The sequence below is a fragment of the Pseudomonas sp. GW821-FHT01E05 genome (genome assembly GCF_059422425.1).
The window spans coordinates 576,685-598,223 of record NZ_JBWKWW010000001.1 but is presented as its reverse complement, the minus strand read 5'-3'; the positions used below and the strand labels follow the sequence as shown (position 1 = coordinate 598,223).

Sequence of the window (21,539 nt, the reverse complement as noted above, 5' to 3'; positions counted from 1 at the left end):
CTAAATCCTTCCCTTAAGCCGCATCGCGCTTGGCTTCGTTGCGGTAAGCCTCTACCGCCGCGATCAAGGCTTGAAGAATCGCCGCACTCTCGCCAATCACCGACAGGTCAGCGCGCTTGATCATGTCGCAACCCGGATCGAGGTTGATCGCCACCACCTTGTCGCAGGCACCGATGCCTTGCAGGTGCTGGATCGCCCCGGAAATTCCCACCGCGACATAGACCCGCGCCGTGACCCAGGTGCCGCTGGCGCCGACCTGACGATCGCGGGCCATGAAGCCATCGTCCACCGCCACTCGCGAGGCGCCTTCGGTAGCACCGAGGGCCGCAGCGGCCCTGTGGAAAAGATTCCAGTCCTTGACCCCGTTGCCGCCCGAGAAAATGAACTCAGCTTCGGCCATGGGAATCGCCGCCGGATCGACCGCCACCGCACCGAGGTCTTCGATACGCGACAGGCTGCGAGCGACCGCTGTGGATAACTCCACCGGCAACGCTTCGTGACGGGTTTCGCTGACAGGTTCGGCGCACTCGGCAGCCGCCAGAATCAGGCGCGCCACTGGTCGTGCAAGATCCTGCAGGCCAGCACCGGCGCGGCCGATGCACTCCTCGCCCTTGACCTGCCAGACCCGCGTAGCCGGGCGTTCGCCCAAGGCGGCAGCAAAGCGCCGGCCCAGTTCGCCTCCACCGCTGCGGCTGTCCGGCAGCAGCCAGTGTCGCGGGTTGAACTGGTTATCCACAGCCCGCAGGCCCTGGACTCGTTGTTCCGGTGCATAACCGCTGAACTCACTGCCATCGAGCACCAGCAAGCGGTCGACGCCAGCCGTGGCGAAAGCGTTCTCTTTGTGTTCGCCGAAAACCACGACCAGCACCGCGCCGTCGTTGCCCGCCAGCTGATGGGCCAGGCCCAGCAGGTCGCGGTCGTGGCTGCTCAGGCGGCCGCCGACCATATCCGGCACGACGCTGATGTAGAACGCCGGTTGTGCCACTTGATGCAGCGGCAATTGCACTTCAACCGTGGCCGTACGCTTGGCCGCGCCGCCCTGTTGGGCGCCGCTGCGATCGATGCGTTTGATACCGTTGGGACCGATGAATCCGATGCCGTGGGGATTCTTGCGAATGATGCCGTTAGGCCCCATCCAGCTGTGTTGCACCGGCTGCATGGCCGCGTGCAGCGGGTGCAGACGGTTGCGGGCGATCCATTCAGCGCGAGGGTCGCGGCGGATAATGTCGCTCATCAGTGCACCTCCGCAGGTTCACGTTTGGCCGGCTTCGACGGCTTGCCTGGCGCCGCGTCTTCGAGCAACGCATCAGCCACCAGCTCGGCGATGTCCTTGATCATCGGTCGCGGTTCGACCACGCCTTCAAGCATCGCGGTGCACTGTGGACAACCCACGGCCACCAGCTCGGCGCCGGTTTCGCGGATGTCTTCCATGCGCATGTCGGGGATCCGTTGCTTGCCGGGAATGTCAGTGATCGGCGCACCGCCACCGCCGCCGCAGCAGCGCGAGCGGAAACCGGAGCGTTGCATTTCCTTGATCTCGATCCCCAGCGCCCGCAGCACTTCGCGCGGGGCCTCGTATTCGCCGTTGTAACGGCCGAGGTAGCAAGGATCGTGATAGGTCACGCTGCTGCCTTTATGCTGGCCGAGGTTGAGCGCGCCGGCATCGATAATTTCTGCCATGTAGGTGCTGTGGTGCTGCACCACATAGTTGCCGTCAAAGGCACCGTATTCGTTTTTCAGCACGTGAAAACTGTGCGGATCACAGGTGACGATGCGCTTGAAGCTGTACTTGGCCAAGGTCTGAATGTTGCGTTTGGCCAGCATCTGGAACGTCGCTTCATCACCAAGACGCCGGGCCACGTCACCGCTGTCGCGTTCTTCCAGGCCGAGTACCGCGAAGTCGACTTTGGCCGCTTTCAGCACTTTGACGAAGGCGCGCAAGGTGCGCTGGTTACGCATGTCGAAAGCACCGTCGCCTACCCAGAACAGCACGTCAGTGGTTTTCTTCTCGCTGAGCAGGCTGAGGTTCAAGTCCGCCGCCCAGTTCATCCGTCCGCCCGGGGCGAAACCGCCAGGGTTGTCGGTGGCGATCAGGTTTTCCAGGACTTCAGCGCCCTTGTTCGGCGTGGCGCCTTTTTCCAGGGTCAGGTGACGACGCATGTCGACGATGGCGTCGACATGCTCGATCATCATCGGGCACTCCTCGACACAGGCGCGGCAGGTGGTGCAGGACCAGAGGGTTTCAGCGTCCACCAGACCGTTGACGATCGGTTGATGGGGATTGCCGCCGTGTTCGCCAATCGCTTTACCCTTGCCGTCAAGGGATGGATAGGGGCTACCGGCGAATTTGGCGTCGGTGCCGCCAGCGAGGCCGACCACCATGTCTTGAATCAGTTTTTTCGGGTTCAGCGGTTGCCCAGCGGCAAAGGCCGGGCACGCGGCTTCGCATTTACCGCACTGCACGCAGGCGTCAAAGCCAAGCAATTGGTTCCAGGTGAAATCCTTGGGTTTTTCCACGCCTAGCGGTGCGTTCGGATCGTTGAGGTCCAACGGCTTCAAACCGGTGGAACGACCACCCCCAAAGCGTTCGGCGCGGCGGTGCCAGGCCAGGTGCAAGGCGCCGGCGAAGGCGTGTTTCATCGGCCCGCCCCAGGTCATGCCCAGGAACATTTCCGACACGCCCCACAACACGCCCAGACCGAGCACGGCGGCCAACAGCCAGCCGCCGAAGTCCGCAGGCAGAATCCCGGCTACCGGCAAGGTCGCAAGGAAGAAGCTGATGGAAAACGCCATCAGGCTTTTCGGCAGGCGCATCCACGGGCCTTTCGACAGCCGCGCCGGCGGGTTGCGCCGACGCAGGTAGACGAAGATCGCCCCGCCGAACATCAGCAAGGAGGCGAACAGCAAGGCGTAGCCGAGGATGCGGTTATGCAGGCCAAAACCATGAACCAAAATCGCCAGTACGGCAGCCAGCACAAAGCCGCCGGCCGTGGCGACGTGGGTGTTGGCGATGTATTTGTCCCGCGCCACCACATGGTGCAGATCGACCATGTAGCGCTTGGGTATGGCAAACAGACCGCCGATCAGGTCGACCCTGGAAGCTCGGCCCTGGCGCCACATAGCCACCCGCCGCAGCGCGCCCAGGACAGCCAGGCCCAGGGCAGCGAACAACAGGATAGGAAGAAGGGTGTTCAACATGGTGGAGCTCCCAAAGACCTCGAGGTCTTGCAGGCCTAACTACCTGGATGCCTTGCTCGACTCCTTGTAGGAGCGAGCTTGCTCGCGAAAGCGGTGGGTCAGTCGACATCAATGTTGAATGTCAGTCCGCCTTCGCGAGCAAGCTCGCTCCTACAGGGTTATCCACAAGCTCTTAGAAATCCTTGCACAACCGCAGCGCGTCGTAGATCGCCGCGTGGGTGTTGCGCTGGGCCACGCAGTCGCCGATACGGAACAGCAAGTAGCCGTCACCCGCCTGGCTCAGCGAAGGCTGAGGCTTGATCGCGAACAGGGCTTCGATGTCCATCTGGCCTTTGTTGCGCGAGCCTTCCTTCAGCGCGTAGTAGATTTCTTCGTCCGGCCGCACGCCGTTCTCGACCACGACCTGGTCGACCACCCGCTCCTCTTTGGCGCCGGTGTATTCGTTCTCCAGCACCGCCACCAGCTTGTCGCCTTCGCGGTAGACCTTCTCCAGCATCATGTCCCCGGTCATGATCACTTCTTTCGGGTACATGCTGCGGTAGTAAGTCGGGAACGACGTACCGCCGATGGCCACACCCGGCTTGATGTCGTCAGTGACGATTTCGACCTGGCTGCCCTTGTCGGCGAGGAAGTCCGCCGTCGACATCCCGGTGAACTCGCAAATGGTGTCGTAGACCAGCACGTTCTTGCCAGGCGCCACCTTGCCGTCGAGGATGTCCCAGCTGCTGACCACCAAACCTTCAGCCGCGCCCCAGTGTTCGTTCTGTTCCAGGAATGGATGACCGCCGACGGCGAGTACCACCACGTCCGGACGCAAATCGAGAATAGTCGCTGCATCGGCCGCCACGCCCAGGCGCAGGTCGACTTTCAAGCGCGCCAGTTCCAGCTGGAACCAACGGGTAATACCGGCGATCTGGTCTCGTTGCGGAGCCTTCGAGGCGGTAGTGATCTGCCCACCGATGAATTCTTTCTTCTCGAACAGAGTCACGTCGTGGCCACGTTCGGCCGACACTCGTGCAGCTTCCATCCCGGCAGGACCGGCACCGACGACGACAACCTTGCGCTTCACACCCGTCGACTTCTCGATGATGTGCGGCACGCCCATGTATTCACGGGAGGTCGCGGCGTTCTGGATGCACAAAACGTCCAGGCCCTGGTACTGACGGTCGATGCAGTAGTTGGCACCAACACACTGTTTGATCTGGTCGACCTGGCCCATCTTGATCTTGGCGATCAGGTGCGGGTCCGCGATATGAGCGCGGGTCATGCCGACCATGTCGACGTAACCGCCTTCCAGAATACGCGTCGCCTGGTTCGGGTCCTTGATGTTCTGCGCGTGCAGTACCGGAGCCTTGACCACTTCCTTGATACCGGCCGCCAGGTGCAGGAACGGCTCCGGTGGATAACTCATGTTGGGGATAACGTTGGCCAGGGTGTTGTGGGTGTCGCAACCCGAACCCACGACGCCGATGAAGTCGATCATGCCGGTGTCGTCGTAGTACTTGGCGATCTGCTTCATGTCCTCATGGGACAAACCATCCGGGTGGAATTCGTCACCGCAGATACGAATGCCGACACAGAAGTCCGGACCGACTTCCTTGCGCACTGCCTTGATCACTTCCAGGCCGAAACGCATGCGGTTCTCGAAGCTGCCGCCCCATTCATCGGTACGTTTGTTGACCCGTGGGCTCCAGAACTGGTCGATCATGTGCTGGTGCACAGCCGACAGTTCAACACCGTCCAGGCCACCGGCCTTGGCCCGCGCCGCTGCGCTGGCGTAGTTGCCGATTACCCGCCAGATTTCTTCCGGCTCGATGGTTTTGCAAGTCGCACGGTGCACCGGCTCACGGATGCCCGACGGCGACAGCAGGGTCGGCCAATGCTCGCCATCCCAGCGCGAGCGACGACCCATGTGGGTAATCTGGATCATGATCTTGGCGCCATGCTTGTGCATGGCGTCGGCCAGATTCTGGAAGTGCGGAATGATCCGGTCGTCGGCCAGGTTGACCGATTTCCACCAGCCTTGCGGGCTGTCGATGGCCACGCTGGAAGAACCGCCGCAAATCGCCAGGCCGATCCCGCCCTTGGCTTTCTCTTCGTAATATTTGACGTACCGATCGGTGGTCATGCCGCCGTCGGTGGCGTAGACCTCAGCATGCGCGGTGCTGAGCACGCGGTTGCGGATGGTCAGTTTGCCGATTTGAATCGGTTGAAACATTGCTTCGAAAGCCATGGCGGGTTCCTCGACTTACAACGGCTTGACGGTGAACAAGCCGTCGTCGTGGCCTTCTTCGGAGCCACCGTAAACCTGTTCGGCCACAGTGCGGATCGAGCTGCCACGGGCCTGAAGAATCTGGTCCATGGCGCCGGCGAACCAGCCAGTGAACATGTAATCGACCTTGCGTCCGACCTTGCCGTACACATAGACGAACGCCGAGTGTTCGAGCTTGACGCTGGCGGTGCCTTTGTCCAGGTCGATGTCCTGGATCTTGAACAGGCCCCAGCCACGTTGCGACAGGCGCTTCATGTAGTGCTCGAACACCGCAACGCCTTCCAGGCCGTGGCATTCAGCTTCTTTTTCACACCAGTGCCAGGCGGATTTGTAGCCGGCCTTGTAGAGGATCTCGGCATAGGCGTCAGCGCCCAGCACTTCCTCGATGCCCATGTGGTTGTTGACGAAGAAGTGACGCGGCACATACAGCATCGGCAGGGCGTCAGAGGTCCAGACACCGGTTTCGCTGTCGACTTCGATTGGCAATTGCGGGGCGATTTTGGCCATGGAAACTTAACTCCGGAAAATTTGTTGTGTTGCCCGCTGCACAGACGGCAGCGGGAAAGGATTCAGAGGTGCGACGGCTTATTCGCCCCAAACGTCCTTGAGGACATTGACCCAGTTTTCGCCCATGATCTTGCGCACTACGCGCTCGGAATGACCGCGCTTGAGCAGTGTCTCGGTCAGGTTCGGGAACTCGCCCACGGTGCGGATGCCCAGCGGGTTGATGATCTTGCCGAAGCTGGTCAGACGACGGGCGTAGCCCTTGTCGTGGGTCAGCATTTCGAAGAAATCCTGGCCATGGCCCTGGGTGAAGTCGGTGCCGATACCGATCGCGTCTTCACCAACGATATTCATGGTGTATTCGATCGCTTCGGCGTAGTCGTCGATGGTCGAATCGATGCCTTTGGCGAGGAACGGCGCGAACATGGTCACGCCGACAAAACCGCCGTGGTCGGCAATAAACTTCAGTTCTTCATCAGATTTGTTGCGCGGGTGCTCTTTGAGGCCCGACGGCAGGCAGTGGGAATAGCACACCGGTTTTTTCGATTCGAGGATGACTTCTTCGGACGTCTTGGAGCCGACGTGGGAAAGGTCGCACATGATGCCGGCGCGGTTCATTTCCGCGACGATTTCACGACCAAAGCCAGACAACCCGCCATCACGCTCGTAGCAACCGGTGCCCACGAGGTTCTGGGTGTTGTAGCACATCTGTACCACGCCAACCCCGAGCTGCTTGAAGATCTCGACGTAGCCGATCTGGTCTTCAAACGCATGGGCGTTCTGGAAGCCGAAGATGATCCCGGTCTTGCCCTGTTCTTTGGCGAGACGGATGTCGGCAGTGGTCTTGACCGGAATCACCAGATCGCTGTTCTCGCGAATCAGCTTCTGGCTGGCGGCAATGTTGTTGATGGTCGCCTGGAACCCCTCCCACACCGAAACGGTGCAGTTGGCCGCGGTCAAACCGCCCTTGCGCATGTCTTCAAACAGCTCGCGGTTCCACTTGGCAATGATCAGCCCGTCGATAACGATGCTGTCGGCGTGCAATTCGGCTGGGCTCATCAGGCTGTCCCCTTGTTAGCGATTCATGCGCCGAATCGTCTGCCGGCGCTTTGGGGTCAGCATATGCCTGAGGGCAGTGGCAGCCGGGTGCAAAAACGACAGGGGAATTGCCGAAAGCGTCAATACGCGACAAAGGGTCTCAACACAGGGCCAAAGCCGATCTGTTCTTTGCCTTGCGCTTGAGCCAGAATTCGTCGCATTACTGGATTTAGGGCAACGCAATGAAATCGATCTTCCTGGCTTTGGCACTGATAGCGACCGGCGTACAGGCGGCTGAAGAGGCCGACACCTCGCCGTGCGACGCAGTGGAAAACGACCAACAGACCGTGGAATGCTCGGCCTATAGCAAAACCACCGCCGAACAGTTGCTCAACGACAACTACAAAAACCTGGTCGAGCGCATGCAGGCGCTCTATGCCAACAACAAAACCCAGCTCAACGACATCACCAACAAACTTAAAACCGCTCAGCAGCAGTGGCTGAAGCTGCGCGACGCCGATTGCGCGGTCGAGGCCTTCCCTGCTGCGCTGGGCAGCAAGGCTTACACCATTGCCCACAACGACTGCGTGGCGCGGATGAGCGACGAGCGGTCGGAGTTTCTGGAGTCGGTTGGGCAGGAGTAAGAGACCGCTGGGCGTCCGTTATGACGTTGGACTGGGGTTAAGAGACAACCGCTTGTCTGTTATTCATTTGGGCTTGCGATCTTGTCGCGAGTGAGACCCTTTGCGACGCTCGATGCTCGAAGGTATGCGACCATCACCGCAAATAACGCACTCCAGGTCTCCCCATGAAAATCTGCGGCATCGAAATCAAAGGCAGCGAAGCGATCATCGCGGTTGCCTCCCTCGACAATCAGGTGCTGAGTCACCTCGCCATCGCCACCAAAAAAATCGCCCTCGAAGACGACGATGACGCCGTCAACGTCAAAGCCTTCGCCACACAGGTCGCCGCGTTTATCCACAACAACGGCATCGAACGCGTCGCTATCAAAAAGCGCAGTAAAAAAGGCGAGTTCGCCGGCGGCCCGACGACGTTCAAGATCGAAGGCGTATTCCAGCTACTGGAAAACTGCGAAGTCACCCTGCTCTCGCCGCAGACCATCAATGCGCAGAACAAGAAGTTCGACTTCGCCCTGCCGGCAACGCTGAACAAGTATCAGCATGAAGCGTTCAAGGCGGCGTGTTCGGCGTTGACGAAAGGGGCGTCCTGATACCGCTGTTACGCCTTCACACTCTGCCGCCGGTCTTCGCGCGGACACTGCGCAAACCTCGCGCGATAACTGCGGGTGAAGTACGACGGCGACTCAAACCCACAGGCAATGCTCACCTCCAGCACGCTCATGTCGGTCTGACGCAGCAGTTGTCGGGCCTTCTCCAGCCGCAAACCCAGATAGAAATTGCTCGGTGTGTCGTTGAGGTGCAGGCGAAATAGTCGCTCCAGCTGACGGCGCGTCACTTTGATCGATTCGGCCAGATCCAGAGTGCTCAATGGCGGCTCGCTGTGCTGCTCCATTTCGCCGATCACATGCACCAGTTTCTTGTTGCTGATGCCGTAGCGGGTGGCGATTTGCATACGCTGGTGGTCTTTGCGCGGGCGGATGCGGCCGAGTACGAATTGTTCGGACACCTGGATCGCCAGTTCCGGGCCGTGGGCCTGGCCGATCAGGTCGAGCATCAGGTCGATGGACGCCGTGCCGCCGGCCGAGGTGATACGTCGACGGTCTATTTCGAAGAGTTCCTGGGTCACGCTCAGCTGTGGATAAGACTCCTTGAAGGCGTCGATGGCTTCCCAGTGCAGGGTCAGACGGTGGCCGTCGAGCAAACCGGCTTCGGCCAGTATGAAGCTGCCGGTGTCGATGGCACCGAGGGTCACGCCATCGTGGTCGAGTCGGCGCAGCCAATGCTCCAGCACGGGGGTAGCAAACTTCAGCGGTTCGAAACCGGCCACCACCAATAAGGTCGCGCCCTTCTTCAATGGCTCCAGCGCCGCATCGGCGTTGACCGACATGCCATTGCTTGCCAACACCGCGCCGCCGTCAGCGCTCAGCACATGCCAGCGGTACAGCTCGCCACGAAACCTGTTGGCCACGCGCAACGGTTCGATGGCCGAGATAAAGCCGATCGCCGAAAAACCCGGCATCAATAAGAAGTAGAAATCCTGAGACATGGAACGCACTCGGATGACGGGTAGCGTGGGAACCGTGATACGCCGATTCAAGGCACCATTCAAGACCACAGGTCGCTGCTGTGCAAGAGCTGGTCGCCGCTGTGCGTTTTCACACGCCTTGAGCTGCGTAACTTGGCATCACCGGCGCACAAAGACACCGGAACCCACAATAACGACCTGCCGAGGAACCCACCATGAAACGACTGATCAGCAGCTGTGTTCTTGCACTCAGCGGTACCGCTTTCTTGAGCTCCGGCGTCATGGCGGCCGAACCCGCCGCGTGCCAGAACGTGCGCATGGGCGTAGTGAACTGGACCGACGTGATCGCCACCAGTGCCATGACTCAGGTCCTGCTCGACGGCCTCGGCTACAAGACCAAACAAACCAGCGCCTCCCAGCAAATTGTCTTCGCCGGCATCCGCGACCAGCGCCTGGACATGTTCCTGGGCTACTGGAACCCACTGATGACCCAGACCATCACGCCGTTCGTCGATGGCAAGCAAGTCAAAGTCCTGGCCGAACCAAGCCTGAAGGATGCACGGGCGACCCTGGCTGTACCGACTTACCTCGCCGACAAAGGCCTGAAAACCTTTGCCGACATCGCCAGGTTCGAAAAAGAGCTGGGTGGCAAGATCTACGGTATCGAACCGGGCTCGGGCGCCAACACCCAGATCAAGGAAATGATCGCCAAGAACCAGTTCGGCCTGGGCAAATTCCAGCTGGTCGAATCCAGCGAGGCCGGCATGCTCGCCGCGGTGGATCGCGCCGTGCGGCGCGACGAAGCCGTGGTGTTCTTCGGCTGGGCGCCGCACCCGATGAACGTCAACGTGAAAATGACCTACCTCACCGGCAGCGAAAACGCTCTCGGCCCGAACGAAGGCTCGGCCACCGTCTGGACCGTCACCGCACCGAACTACGCCAGCCAGTGCCCGAACGTCAGCCGCTTGCTCAGCAACCTGACCTTCACTGCCGAAGACGAGAGCCGGATGATGCAGCCGCTGCTCGACCACAAGGACGCTTTCGAGTCGGCCAAGCAATGGATCAAGGATCACCCGCAAGACAAGCAACGCTGGCTTGAAGGCGTGACCACCTTCGACGGCAAACCGGCTGCCGAGAATCTGCAACTGACCAACAAGTAATACCGATATGAACCACCGATTCGCAGCCGATGACGGCTGCGAACGGGCCCGCTACGCCCAAAAACCACGCCCCAAAAAAACGGCCTGAAGGAAATCGCACCATGAACCACGACGTCATCATCACCTGCGCACTCACCGGTGCTGGCGACACGACCGCCAAGAGCCCGCACGTGCCGGTCACCCCGAAACAGATCGCCGCCGCTGCGGTGGAAGCCGCCAAAGCCGGGGCCACCGTGGTCCATTGCCATGTGCGCGATCCTGAAACCGGCAAGTTCAGTCGCGACGTGGCGCTGTACCGCGAAGTGATGGAGCGCATTCGCGAAGCGGACGTCGACATCATCGTCAACCTCACTGCCGGCATGGGCGGCGACCTGGAAATCGGCGCCGGTGAAAATCCGATGGAATTCGGCCCGAACACCGATCTGGTCGGCCCGCTGACTCGTCTGGCCCACGTTGAAGAGTTGCTGCCGGAAATCTGCACCCTGGACTGCGGCACCCTGAACTTCGGCGACGGCGACACTATTTACGTCTCCACCCCGGCGCAGCTGCGCGCTGGCGCCAAACGCATTCAAGAGCTGGGCGTGAAGGCCGAGCTGGAAATTTTCGACACCGGTCACCTGTGGTTCGCCAAGCAGATGATCAAGGAAGGTTTGCTGGACGACCCGCTGTTCCAGCTGTGCCTGGGCATCCCGTGGGGCGCGCCGGCAGACACCACCACCATGAAAGCCATGGTCGACAACCTGCCGGCCAATGCGGTCTGGGCCGGGTTCGGCATCGGCCGCATGCAAATGCCGATGGCCGCCCAGGCGGTATTGCTCGGCGGCAACGTGCGGGTCGGTCTGGAAGACAACCTCTGGCTGGATCGCGGCGTGCTGGCCACCAACGGTCAATTGGTTGAGCGCGTTTCGGAAATTCTCAGCCGCCTCGGTGCCCGCGTTCTGACCCCAGCCGAAGGCCGGGCGAAGATGGGCCTGACCAAGCGCGGTTAACCCCAACCCACGGCTCCCTTGTAGGAGCCGAGCTTGCTCGCGATGACGTCGGAACATCCGGAACATCTTCTGCGGCTGAAAAACCGCTATCGCGAGCAAGCTCGGCTCCTACGGGGATCACCAAACTCTTTAGGAAGTCACCATGAGTTTTATCACCGAAATCAAAACCTTCGCCGCGCTGGGCAGTGGTGTCATTGGCAGCGGCTGGGTTTCCCGCGCCCTCGCCCATGGCCTTGATGTGGTGGCCTGGGACCCGGCGCCCGGTGCCGAAGCCGCTCTGCGCAAACGCGTCGCCAATGCCTGGGGCGCTCTGGAAAAACAGGGCCTGGCACCCGGCGCGTCACAGGATCGTCTGCGCTTTGTCGCGACCATCGAAGAGTGCGTGAAAGACGCCGACTTCATCCAGGAAAGTGCCCCGGAACGCCTGGAACTGAAACTTGAGCTGCACAGCAAAATCAGCGCTGCGGCCAAACCAAATGCGCTGATCGGTTCCAGCACTTCAGGTCTGTTGCCGAGCGAGTTCTACGAGGGCTCGACCCACCCGGAACGCTGCGTGGTCGGTCACCCGTTCAACCCGGTGTACCTGCTGCCATTGGTGGAAGTGGTCGGCGGCAAAAACACCGCACCCGAAGCCGTGCAAGCGGCGATGAAAGTCTACGAATCCCTTGGCATGCGCCCGCTGCATGTGCGCAAGGAAGTCCCTGGCTTCATTGCCGACCGTCTGCTCGAAGCGCTGTGGCGTGAAGCGCTGCATTTGGTTAACGATGGCGTAGCGACCACCGGCGAAATCGACGACGCTATCCGCTTCGGTGCCGGTTTGCGCTGGTCGTTCATGGGGACCTTCCTGACTTACACCCTGGCCGGTGGCGACGCCGGTATGCGGCACTTCATGGCCCAGTTCGGCCCTGCACTGCAGCTGCCGTGGACCTATCTGCCAGCGCCGGAACTGACCGACAAGCTGATCGACGACGTGGTCGACGGTACCAGCGATCAGCTCGGCAAACACAGCATTTCGGCCCTGGAACGCTATCGTGATGACTGCCTGCTGGCGGTGTTGGAAGCGGTAAAGACCACCAAGGCCAAACATGGCATGACCTTCAGCGAGTGATGTCGATCGTTCCCACGCTCTGCGTGGGAATGCAGCCCGGGACGCTCCGCGTCCCAAAGACGTGACGCAGAGCGTCACAGGAGGCGTTCCCACGCAGAGCGTGGGAACGATCATGTCTGGAGATAAACATGCCTGCCCTCACCACCTACAACACCAAAATCATCCCCGACTGGGTCGACTACAACGGCCATCTACGCGATGCGTTTTATCTATTGATCTTCAGCTACGCCACCGACGCGCTGATGGATCAACTGGGCATGGACAGCAACAACCGCGAAGCCAGCGGCAACTCGCTATTCACCCTCGAACTGCACCTCAACTACCTGCACGAGGTGAAACTCGGTGCCGAGGTTGAGGTACACACCCAGATCATCGGCCACGACCGCAAACGCCTGCATCTCTATCACAGCCTGCACCTGGTCGGCGAAGAGCAAGAACTGGCGGGCAATGAGCAAATGTTGCTTCATGTCGACCTTGCCGGCCCACGTTCCGCCCCCTTCAGCGAACCGGTTCTGAACAAACTGCTGGCCATCACCACCCTGCAGTCCGACCTGCCAGCACCGGCCTACATTGGCCGGGTGATCGGCCTGCCTCCGGAAAAATAACAAACCAAAAACAAGGAGAGCGCCATGAACACCGCCGCCGCTTTTGCCGACTTCCGCAGCTATCCGTTGATCAGCGCTTTGACCGCCGTACAAGCCCGGACGGACGGTGTTCAAGTGCAATGGGCCGATGGCCGATTGAGCCCGTTTCACCATCAGTGGTTGCGGGACAACTGCCCCTGCCCGGCCTGCGTCTACACCGTGACTCGCGAACAGGTACTGGAAATCGTCGACGTCGCCGAAGACCTGGCACCTTCCTTGACCCATATCGATGCCGACGGATGCCTGTGCATCGATTGGCAGGACGGTCACAGCAGCCGCTTCGATCCCGGCTGGTTGCGGGCTCATGCTTATGACGACGAATCCCGGGCAGAACGTCGTGCCAGCAAACCGAAAAGCCAGCTGTGGCACAGCGACCTGAAACTGCCGGTGTTCGAGTATCAAGCAGTGATGGACGATCCCAAGGCGCTGCTGCAATGGCTCTTGGCGCTGCGCGATATCGGCCTCACTCAAATCCGTGGCCTACCCACCGAACCGGGCTCGCTGACGCAGATCGCCAAGCGGATTTCCTTTATCCGCGAGAGCAACTTCGGCGTGCTGTTCAACGTGCAATCCAAGGCTGACGCCGACAGCAACGCTTACACAGCGTTCAACCTGCCGCTGCACAGCGACCTGCCGACCCGCGAGCTGCAACCGGGGCTGCAATTCCTGCATTGCCTGGTCAATGAAGCGGACGGCGGCGAGAGTATTTTTGTCGACGGTTTTGCCATTGCCGAAGCCTTGCGCCAGGAAGATCCGGAAGCCTTTCGCAGCCTGTGCGACATCCCTGTGGAGTTTCGCAACAAGGACCGCCACAGCGACTACCGCTGCCTGGCGCCGATCATCGCCCTTGACGCACTGGGGCAAGTGTCGGAAATCCGCATGGCGAACTTCCTGCGGGGGCCGTTCGATGCATCAGTCGAGCAGATGCCCAAGCTGTATCAGGCCTATCGACGCTTTATCGCCATGACCCGCGAAGCCCGTTTCAGGCTTATCACCCGGCTCAATCCCGGTGAGATGTGGTGCTTCGACAACCGCCGCACGCTCCACGCCCGCAACGCCTTCGACCCCACCAGCGGCGCCCGGCATTTCCAGGGTTGCTACATCGACCGTGATGAATTGCTGTCGCGGATATTGGTGTTGCAGCGCTAGAGGAGATCGTTCCCACGCTCCCGCGTGGGGATGCATCCCGTGACGCTCTGCGTCACAGCCGGAGCGGACGCAGAGCGTCCATGGCGGCGTTCCCACGCAGAGCGTGGGAACGATCTCCTCTCTCCAATCCCCAGACAAAAAAAGCCCCGATCAAGCCGTGACAAGATCGAGGCAGAGGTTGTTTCTGAGGAGCTTTGCGCAGAGGGTGACCAAACCGTCGACACGTCAGCTGAGGCTCAGTGTGCCCAGTCATCGTCCCTGCAAGTTAGCCGAAAACGACCTGTTCATAGGTATCGCGGCCATTGCGACAATTCCTCCTTGCCCCCACCCATCGCCCCTACCAGAATCGAGCCACGACAATGTTCCCTGAAGAAGGATAGCGTCATGATGCACGCCGATTTGATAGACCAGGAAGACCTGTTGGGCCAGCTCAAGGCTCTTGGGTTTGAAGTCCCGAGTGGCGCCACTGCAGAGCAAGCCTGTGAATGCGCGGTACGCGGCTTGAACGATGTACGAGCCATGACCCTGAGAACCATGGTCAAGCAGATGTACACCAGCAGCGCGACGATTCTGCCCGCTGTGCGCCAGGCGATAGACAAGCAACTGCTGCCGGCATTGGCGCAATATCAGCAAAGCCGTAGCGCCTGACAGGAAGCCTTTGATCGTTCCCACGCTCTGCGTGGGAACGCAGCCCAGGACGCTCCGCGTCCCTGCCGAAGCGGACGCAGAGCGTCCATTGAGGCATTCCCACGCAGAGCGTGGGAACGATCAGCTGTTAGAGCCTTACGCTAGCAAACGTCGACTCGTTACGCGCCTGGCTCAACGCCGACAACGGTCCGGACAACGGGGCCAATACCAGTGCCTGCGGAATCGGCATCATCGCCACTTGTTGTGCAGTGTTGGAACCGACGCGTTCATCGCGTGGCGGAATGCCGAAGTATTCGCGGTAGCACTTGGAGAAGTGTGGTGTGGAGACGAAACCACAGACCGACGCCACTTCGATGATCGACATCGGCGTTTGCTTGAGCAACTGCCGGGCACGGATCAGGCGCAATTTCAGGTAGTAGCGCGATGGCGAACAGTGCAGGTATTTCTGGAACAGACGCTCCAGCTGACGCCGCGAGACGGTGACATACACCGCCAGCTCGTCGAGGTCGATCGGCTCTTCCAGGTTGGCTTCCATCAGCGCGACGATTTCCTGCAACTTCGGCTGGTTGGTGCCGAGCATGTGCTTGAGCGGCACGCGCTGGTGATCCTGTTCGTTACGAATGCGCTCGTAGACAAACATCTCGGAGATCGCTGCCGACAGTTCACGGCCGTGATCACGGCTGATCAGGTGCAACATCATGTCCAGCGGCGCGGTGCCGCCGGAGCTGGTGAAACGGTTGCGGTCGAGGGTGAACAAACGAGTGCTCATGGCGACACGCGGGAAAGCTTCCTGCATCGACGCCAGGCATTCCCAGTGCACGCTGCAATCAAAGCCGTCCAGCAGACCGGCGCAGGCCAGGGCCCAGCTGCCAGTGCAGACCGCTCCGAGGCGACGGGACTGACGTGCCTGGCTTTGCAGCCACGACACGTGCTCACGGGTCACGGTGCGTTGAATGCCGACACCGCCGCAGACGATGACAGTGTCCAGGGCGGGCGCTTTGTGCATGGAGGCGTCGGGGGTGATTTGCAGACCATCGCTGGCCCAGACCTGGCCGCCGTCGACGGTGAGGGTCGTCCAGCGATACAGCTCGCGACCGGACAATTGGTTGGCCATGCGCAGGGGTTCTACTGCGGAGGCCAAAGAAATAAGCGTGAAATTGTCCAGCAGCAAAAAGCCGATGGATTGAGGCGCACGGTTCTGGGGTTGAGCTCCAGAGTTGAACGACGTCATCGCGGTATCTCCTCACACAAAGCGGGTGATGGCCTCAGGCGGAGGCTCTTGTTATGGCCATCGTTCTCTCGCGGAGACGGGCTTTGTTATGACAGAGCAATTGCCATGCCTAAAGTTGAATGCGCATTCAATAACTCCTGAAAACGACGTCGCGATGCGTCTATATAGCCCCCGCGCGGAGTGAGGGTTATAAGCGAGGAAGAGGTGTGTAGGCGCTTTGCCCCGGGGGCTGTGAGCAAATCGGTAGCACTTGTGGGAAAAGCACTGAGAACCCTTGGGAAAGAGTGTCACCTCAAGCACGGGTGACCAACGGTCAGGGTCGAAATCGAGCCCTGACCTGAGGGTGTTTCTCTTAACTGTAAGCGACGCGCCAAAAAGCAGCGCTTATTCGAATCAGTGTTCACTTACCGCGCAGTTTTGACTGGTCTGACGCCATCGCGATGAAGGCCACTCGGTTTTACTGGTGTACTGCGCTCAACATTCCACCGCACTCACCGCCAGCCCACCGCGCGAGGTCTCTTTGTATTTGTCGTGCATGTCGGCACCGGTGTCGCGCATGGTGCGGATGACCCGGTCCAGGGAGATAAAGTGCTGGCCATCCCCACGCAGGGCCATCTGTGCGGCGTTGATGGCCTTTACTGCGGCAATCGCATTGCGCTCGATACACGGCACTTGCACCAGGCCGCCCACCGGATCGCAGGTCAGACCCAGGTTATGTTCCAGGCCGATTTCCGCCGCGTTGCACAGTTGCTCCGGTGTCGCGCCGAGAATTTCCGCCAACCCGGCCGCGGCCATGGCGCATGCCGAACCGACCTCACCCTGACAGCCGACTTCGGCACCGGAAATCGACGCGTTCTTTTTACACAGAATCCCGATCGCCGCCGCACTCAGGAAATAGTCGACGACGTTGGCATCGGTCACCGCTTCGCTGAATTTCATGAAGTAGTGCAGCACCGCCGGGATGATCCCTGCCGCACCGTTGGTCGGTGCCGTGACCATGCGCCCGCCGGCAGCGTTCTCTTCGTTGACCGCCAGGGCGAACAGGTTGACCCACTCCATGGCGCTCAACGTCGAGCCGATCACGTTGGGTTTGTTCAGCTCTTGCAGGCTGCGGTGCAGCTTGGCGGCGCGGCGTCGCACATTAAGACCACCGGGCAGGACGCCTTCGTGCTTGAGCCCTTGCTCGACACAGTCCTGCATCGCGCGCCAGAGCTTCATCAAACCACTGCGAATTTCTTCTTCCGGGCGCCAGACCTTCTCGTTAGCCATCATCAGTTCGGCGACACGCAGGTTGTGTTTCTTGCAGAGGCTGAGCAGTTCGACCGCGCTGGAGAAATCGTAAGGCAGCACAGTCCGATCAAGGTCTACCACACCGCTGCTGGCTTGCGCCTCGTCGACGACAAAACCGCCACCAATGGAGTAATAGGTGTCGCGATGCAGCTCGCCTGCCTCGCCTTCGACGACCAGGGTCATGGCGTTGGGGTGGAACGGCAGGTTCTCATCGATCAAGCGCATGTCCCGCGCCCATATAAAGGGGATCGGCAAGCGACCGTCGAGCAGCAGCGTGCCGGTTTCGCGCAGGGTGTTAATACGCACGCCGATCTGCGATGGATCAATGGCGTCCGGCCACTCACTCATCAGCCCCATGATCACCGCGTTGTCGCTGCCGTGACCGATACCGGTGGCGGACAGCGAGCCGTACAACTGCACTTCGACCCGCCGCACCTGATCAAGCAGACCTTGCTCGCGAAGCGTCTGGACGAATAGCGCCGCTGCGCGCATCGGTCCGACGGTATGAGAACTCGAGGGCCCGATACCAATCTTGAACAGGTCAAACACACTGATAGCCATTACCGCGAACCTCCTGATGAGCATACTCCAGGCGCCAAAGCACCCGGTGACGGAGCTGCTACGCTCAAATCGCAATCCGCCTGGATCGCCGCATCATCCGGCTTTTGCAGTCAGGCACGACGTCTCACACCGACTCGCTCATGTCCATCAACGTCGCAATCGGCCAACAGCAAGTTCTGGCCGTTTTTCGCGGTGCAGATGGACAAAAAGTGCGGTTGCAGGGCTGAAAAAATCTGTAAACGACGTTACCGACACTGGATGCGACCCTCCCTGTACTGGATACGACGCACCCTGTAGGCGTCAGATTTTCACTGGTACATGATCAGTCTCGACTCGATTGCAAGATGCTGTGGTAGAGCTGCTCCCCACACGTCTCCAACCGCAACACATAAGCGCGGTCATCCAGTCGGTAAACCGCCAAAAAAAAACATCCAGGAGTCCACCCATGAAAGGTTCCCCGTCGTTGTTGTTGGCCGCCATGCTGAGTCTGCCTGTTCTGGCTCAAGCCGCAGAACCGGCACAGTGCAGCACCGTAAACTTCTCCGATGTCGGCTGGACCGACATCACCGCCACTACCGCGACCACCAGCGTCGTCCTCGATGCCTTGGGTTACAAGACCAAGACCACCATGATTTCCGTGCCGGTGACCTACAAGTCCCTGGCCGACGGCAAGAACATGGACGTATTCCTCGGCAACTGGATGCCGACCATGGAAAACGACATCAAGGCCTACCGCGATGCCGGTACCGTGGAAACCGTGCGTACGAACCTCAAAGGTGCCAAGTACACCCTGGCGGTTCCACAGGCTTTGTATGACAAGGGTCTGAAAGATTTCAAAGACATTGCCAAGTTCAAAAAAGAACTGGACGGCAAGATCTACGGCATCGAACCGGGTAATGACGGCAACCGCCTGATCCAGAGTATGATCGACAAGAACGCCTTCGGCCTGAAAGACGCTGGCTTCAAAGTGGTCGAGTCCAGCGAAGCCGGCATGCTCTCGCAAGTCGAGCGCGCCCAGAAGCGCGATACCGCCGTGGTGTTCCTGGGCTGGGCACCGCACCCGATGAACAAGCGCTTCAAGATTGAGTACCTCACCGGTGGCGATGATTACTTCGGTCCGGATTTTGGCGCAGCCACTGTCCTGACCAACACCCGCAAGGGCTACACCCAGGAATGCAGCAACGTTGGTCAGTTGCTGAAGAATCTGGAGTTCACCGTCGACATGGAAAGCTCTCTGATGGGCAACATCCTGGACGACAAGATGAAGCCTGACGCGGCCGCCAAGGCCTGGCTGAAAAAGAATCCACAGGTGCTCGATACCTGGCTCGCTGGCGTGACCACCATTGACGGTAAACCAGGCCTGGAGGCCGTTAAAGCCAAACTCGCGAAGTAATCGTTGACGCCGGGCGGGCTAGCCCGCCCGGGCTGTTTTTTTCCTTGCATGCGGACGTTCACTACCATGCTGACTGATCACAAAATCCCCCTAGGCCAGTACATCGCTGCCTTCGTTGAATGGTTGACGCAACACGGCGCCAGCACTTTCGATGCGATCGCCACGACACTGGAAACGATGATCCATGGCGTGACATTTGCGCTGACCTGGTTCAATCCGCTGGCATTGATCGGCCTGATCGCGCTACTGGCTCATTTCATTCAACGCAAATGGGGCCTGACGGCCTTTGTCGTACTGTCTTTCCTGCTGATCCTGAACCTGGGTTACTGGCAGGAAACCATGGAAACCCTCGCCCAGGTGCTGTTCGCTACACTGGTCTGCGTGGTCATTGGCGTGCCGCTGGGCATCGTCGCGGCGCACAAGCCGATGTTCTATACTTTAATGCGTCCGGTACTCGATCTGATGCAGACCGTACCGACGTTCGTTTACCTCATTCCTACCCTGACCCTGTTCGGTCTGGGTGTGGTGCCCGGTCTGATTTCCACGGTGGTGTTCGCGATTGCCGCGCCCATCCGTCTGACCTACCTGGGTATCCGTGATGTACCGCAAGAGTTGATGGACGCCGGCAAAGCCTTTGGCTGCTCGCGCCGTCAGTTGCTCTCGCGCATCGAACTGCCCCACGCCATGCCGAGCATCGCTGCCGGCATCACCCAGTGCATCATGCTCTCACTGTCGATGGTGGTGATCGCGGCGCTGGTGGGTGCTGATGGCTTGGGTAAACCCGTGGTCAACGCACTGAACACTGCTGATATCGCACTGGGCTTTGAAGCAGGCCTGGCGATCGTATTGCTGGCGATCATGCTCGACCGTATCTGCAAACAACCCGACGCTAAAGTAGGGGGTGACGCATGAGCATAATCCGCTTCGACAAGGTAGATGTTGTCTTCTCCAAAGACCCGCGTGAGGCCCTGAAATTGCTGGACAAGGGCCTGACGCGTGATCAGATCCTGAAACAGACCGGTCAGATCGTCGGTGTCGAAAAAGCCAGTCTGGACATCGAAAAAGGCGAAATCTGCGTGCTGATGGGCCTCTCCGGCTCTGGCAAGTCGAGTCTGTTGCGGTGTATCAACGGCTTGAACACCGTCAGCCGCGGGCAGTTGTTCGTCGAGCACGAAGGCAGGCAAATCGACATCGCCTCCTGCACCCCGGCCGAACTGAAGATGATGCGCACCAAGCGCATTGCCATGGTGTTCCAGAAGTTCGCCCTGATGCCTTGGCTGACCGTACGCGAGAACATCAGCTTCGGCCTCGAGATGCAGGGTCGTCCGGAAAAGGAACGGAACAAACTGGTCGACGAAAAAATCGAGCTGGTGGGCCTGACCCAATGGCGCAACAAGAAGCCCGATGAACTCTCCGGCGGCATGCAACAACGTGTGGGCCTGGCCCGCGCCCTGGCGATGGACGCCGACATTCTCCTGATGGACGAACCCTTCTCGGCCCTCGATCCACTGATCCGCCAAGGCCTGCAAGACGAACTGCTGGAGCTGCAACGCAAGCTGCACAAGACCATCGTGTTCGTGAGCCACGACCTTGATGAAGCCCTGAAGCTGGGCAGCCGTATCGCGATCATGAAAGACGGTCGGATCGTCCAGTACAGCAAACCGGAAGAAATCGTGCTGAACCCGGCCGATGACTATGTTCGCACGTTCGTTGCCCATACCAACCCGCTGAATGTCCTGTGCGGTCGCAGCCTGATGCGCACGCTGGACAACTGCAAACGCATCAACGGTTCCGTATGCCTGGACCCAGGCGGTGACTCCTGGCTCGATCTGGCCGAAGGCAACACCATCAAGGGCGCACGCCAGAACGGCGCCAGCCTTGATCTGCAGAACTGGATACCTGGCCAGGCGGTGGAAGGACTGGGGCGTCGACCAACCCTGGTGGACTTCAACATCGGTATGCGCGAAGCGTTGCAGATCCGCTACCAGACCGGCAACAAGCTTGTTCTGCATGACAACCACAAGGTGGTCGGAATACTCGGCGACAGCGAGCTCTACCATGCGTTGCTAGGGAAGAATCTGGGGTAAGACAGCACACATAAAAACGCCGCGATCCTCGCGGCGTTTTTGTGTGTGCGATCTGTGCGATCGTTCCCACGCTCTGCGTGGGAATGCATCCGGTGACGCTC

At 60.0% G+C, this 21,539-nt stretch carries 19 protein-coding genes; 11 read left to right on the top strand and 8 right to left on the bottom strand.

Translation table 11 applies throughout. The features are described 5' to 3' along the window. Positions 1-13 precede the first annotated feature (13 nt). The 5 genes from etfA to AC07W5_RS02915 form a co-directional block, all read right to left on the bottom strand. Positions 14-1,234: an electron transfer flavoprotein subunit alpha gene (gene etfA, locus AC07W5_RS02935; protein WP_495012000.1), complete on the bottom strand. Its 1,221-nt coding sequence runs from the start codon at positions 1,232-1,234 to the stop codon at positions 14-16. Beyond that, positions 1,234-3,198 carry a dimethylglycine demethylation protein DgcB gene (gene dgcB, locus AC07W5_RS02930; protein ID WP_495012001.1) on the bottom strand — a complete coding sequence of 655 codons (1,965 nt, stop codon included), beginning with the start codon at positions 3,196-3,198 and terminating at the stop codon, positions 1,234-1,236. Before dgcB ends, etfA begins: the two co-directional genes overlap by 1 nt. A gap of 172 nt (positions 3,199-3,370) precedes the next feature. Next, a complete protein-coding gene (dgcA, locus tag AC07W5_RS02925; RefSeq protein WP_258698727.1) occupies positions 3,371-5,431 on the bottom strand; it encodes a dimethylglycine demethylation protein DgcA in 2,061 nt (686 codons plus the stop codon). A 15-nt stretch (positions 5,432-5,446) separates the two neighbouring features. Next, the gene (locus tag AC07W5_RS02920; protein ID WP_007907543.1) at positions 5,447-5,977 is read right to left on the bottom strand and encodes a DUF5943 domain-containing protein; all 531 of its coding nucleotides are present in this window, start codon (positions 5,975-5,977) and stop codon (positions 5,447-5,449) included. A gap of 78 nt (positions 5,978-6,055) precedes the next feature. Next, entirely contained in the window at positions 6,056-7,033 is a 978-nt protein-coding gene (locus AC07W5_RS02915) for a dipeptidase (RefSeq protein WP_123426508.1), read from the bottom strand. A gap of 221 nt (positions 7,034-7,254) precedes the next feature. Between AC07W5_RS02915 and AC07W5_RS02910 the strand changes: the two genes are divergently transcribed. Then, on the top strand, positions 7,255-7,656 hold the full coding sequence (locus tag AC07W5_RS02910) for a lysozyme inhibitor LprI family protein (protein ID WP_494990630.1): 402 nt from the start codon (positions 7,255-7,257) through the stop codon (positions 7,654-7,656). A 164-nt stretch (positions 7,657-7,820) separates the two neighbouring features. Next, positions 7,821-8,243, top strand: coding sequence for a DUF3010 family protein (locus tag AC07W5_RS02905; protein ID WP_495012003.1), 423 nt, complete (start codon positions 7,821-7,823; stop codon positions 8,241-8,243). 8 nt (positions 8,244-8,251) lie between these two features. Here AC07W5_RS02905 and AC07W5_RS02900 read toward each other — a convergent pair whose 3' ends face one another. Continuing rightward, a complete protein-coding gene (locus AC07W5_RS02900) occupies positions 8,252-9,199 on the bottom strand; it encodes a GlxA family transcriptional regulator (protein ID WP_494990632.1) in 948 nt (315 codons plus the stop codon). 194 nt (positions 9,200-9,393) lie between these two features. Here AC07W5_RS02900 and choX point away from each other — a divergent pair, with 194 nt between their 5' ends. From choX to AC07W5_RS02870, 6 genes are all read left to right on the top strand, one after another. Beyond that, positions 9,394-10,338 carry a choline ABC transporter substrate-binding protein gene (gene choX / locus AC07W5_RS02895; protein WP_495012004.1) on the top strand — a complete coding sequence of 315 codons (945 nt, stop codon included), beginning with the start codon at positions 9,394-9,396 and terminating at the stop codon, positions 10,336-10,338. A 101-nt stretch (positions 10,339-10,439) separates the two neighbouring features. After that, the gene (gene cdhC / locus AC07W5_RS02890; RefSeq protein WP_494990634.1) at positions 10,440-11,327 is read left to right on the top strand and encodes a 3-dehydrocarnitine:acetyl-CoA trimethylamine transferase CdhC; all 888 of its coding nucleotides are present in this window, start codon (positions 10,440-10,442) and stop codon (positions 11,325-11,327) included. A 142-nt stretch (positions 11,328-11,469) separates the two neighbouring features. Continuing rightward, positions 11,470-12,435, top strand: coding sequence for an L-carnitine dehydrogenase (locus AC07W5_RS02885; RefSeq protein ID WP_494990635.1), 966 nt, complete (start codon positions 11,470-11,472; stop codon positions 12,433-12,435). 128 nt (positions 12,436-12,563) lie between these two features. Further along, the gene (locus tag AC07W5_RS02880; protein ID WP_494990636.1) at positions 12,564-13,040 is read left to right on the top strand and encodes a thioesterase family protein; all 477 of its coding nucleotides are present in this window, start codon (positions 12,564-12,566) and stop codon (positions 13,038-13,040) included. A 24-nt stretch (positions 13,041-13,064) separates the two neighbouring features. Further along, positions 13,065-14,228 (top strand): gamma-butyrobetaine dioxygenase, encoded by a 1,164-nt coding sequence (locus tag AC07W5_RS02875; protein ID WP_494990637.1) that lies wholly within the window; start codon positions 13,065-13,067, stop codon positions 14,226-14,228. Positions 14,229-14,612: 384 nt separating this feature from the next. Beyond that, positions 14,613-14,876, top strand: coding sequence for a hypothetical protein (locus AC07W5_RS02870; RefSeq protein ID WP_347902423.1), 264 nt, complete (start codon positions 14,613-14,615; stop codon positions 14,874-14,876). 127 nt (positions 14,877-15,003) lie between these two features. Here AC07W5_RS02870 and gbdR read toward each other — a convergent pair whose 3' ends face one another. Both gbdR and AC07W5_RS02860 read right to left on the bottom strand, forming a co-directional pair. Then, entirely contained in the window at positions 15,004-16,107 is a 1,104-nt protein-coding gene (gbdR, locus tag AC07W5_RS02865; protein WP_494990638.1) for a choline metabolism transcriptional regulator GbdR, read from the bottom strand. 474 nt (positions 16,108-16,581) lie between these two features. Beyond that, positions 16,582-17,958, bottom strand: coding sequence for an L-serine ammonia-lyase (locus AC07W5_RS02860; RefSeq protein WP_495012006.1), 1,377 nt, complete (start codon positions 17,956-17,958; stop codon positions 16,582-16,584). Positions 17,959-18,403: 445 nt separating this feature from the next. Between AC07W5_RS02860 and AC07W5_RS02855 the strand changes: the two genes are divergently transcribed. From AC07W5_RS02855 to choV, 3 genes are all read left to right on the top strand, one after another. Beyond that, a complete protein-coding gene (locus AC07W5_RS02855) occupies positions 18,404-19,351 on the top strand; it encodes a choline ABC transporter substrate-binding protein (protein ID WP_494990640.1) in 948 nt (315 codons plus the stop codon). A gap of 66 nt (positions 19,352-19,417) precedes the next feature. After that, positions 19,418-20,263: a choline ABC transporter permease subunit gene (choW, locus tag AC07W5_RS02850; RefSeq protein ID WP_494990641.1), complete on the top strand. Its 846-nt coding sequence runs from the start codon at positions 19,418-19,420 to the stop codon at positions 20,261-20,263. Further along, positions 20,260-21,438, top strand: a complete 1,179-nt coding sequence (gene choV / locus AC07W5_RS02845) for a choline ABC transporter ATP-binding protein (RefSeq protein WP_495012007.1) — start codon at positions 20,260-20,262, stop codon at positions 21,436-21,438. Before choW ends, choV begins: the two co-directional genes overlap by 4 nt. The last annotated feature ends 101 nt before the right edge of the window (positions 21,439-21,539 follow it).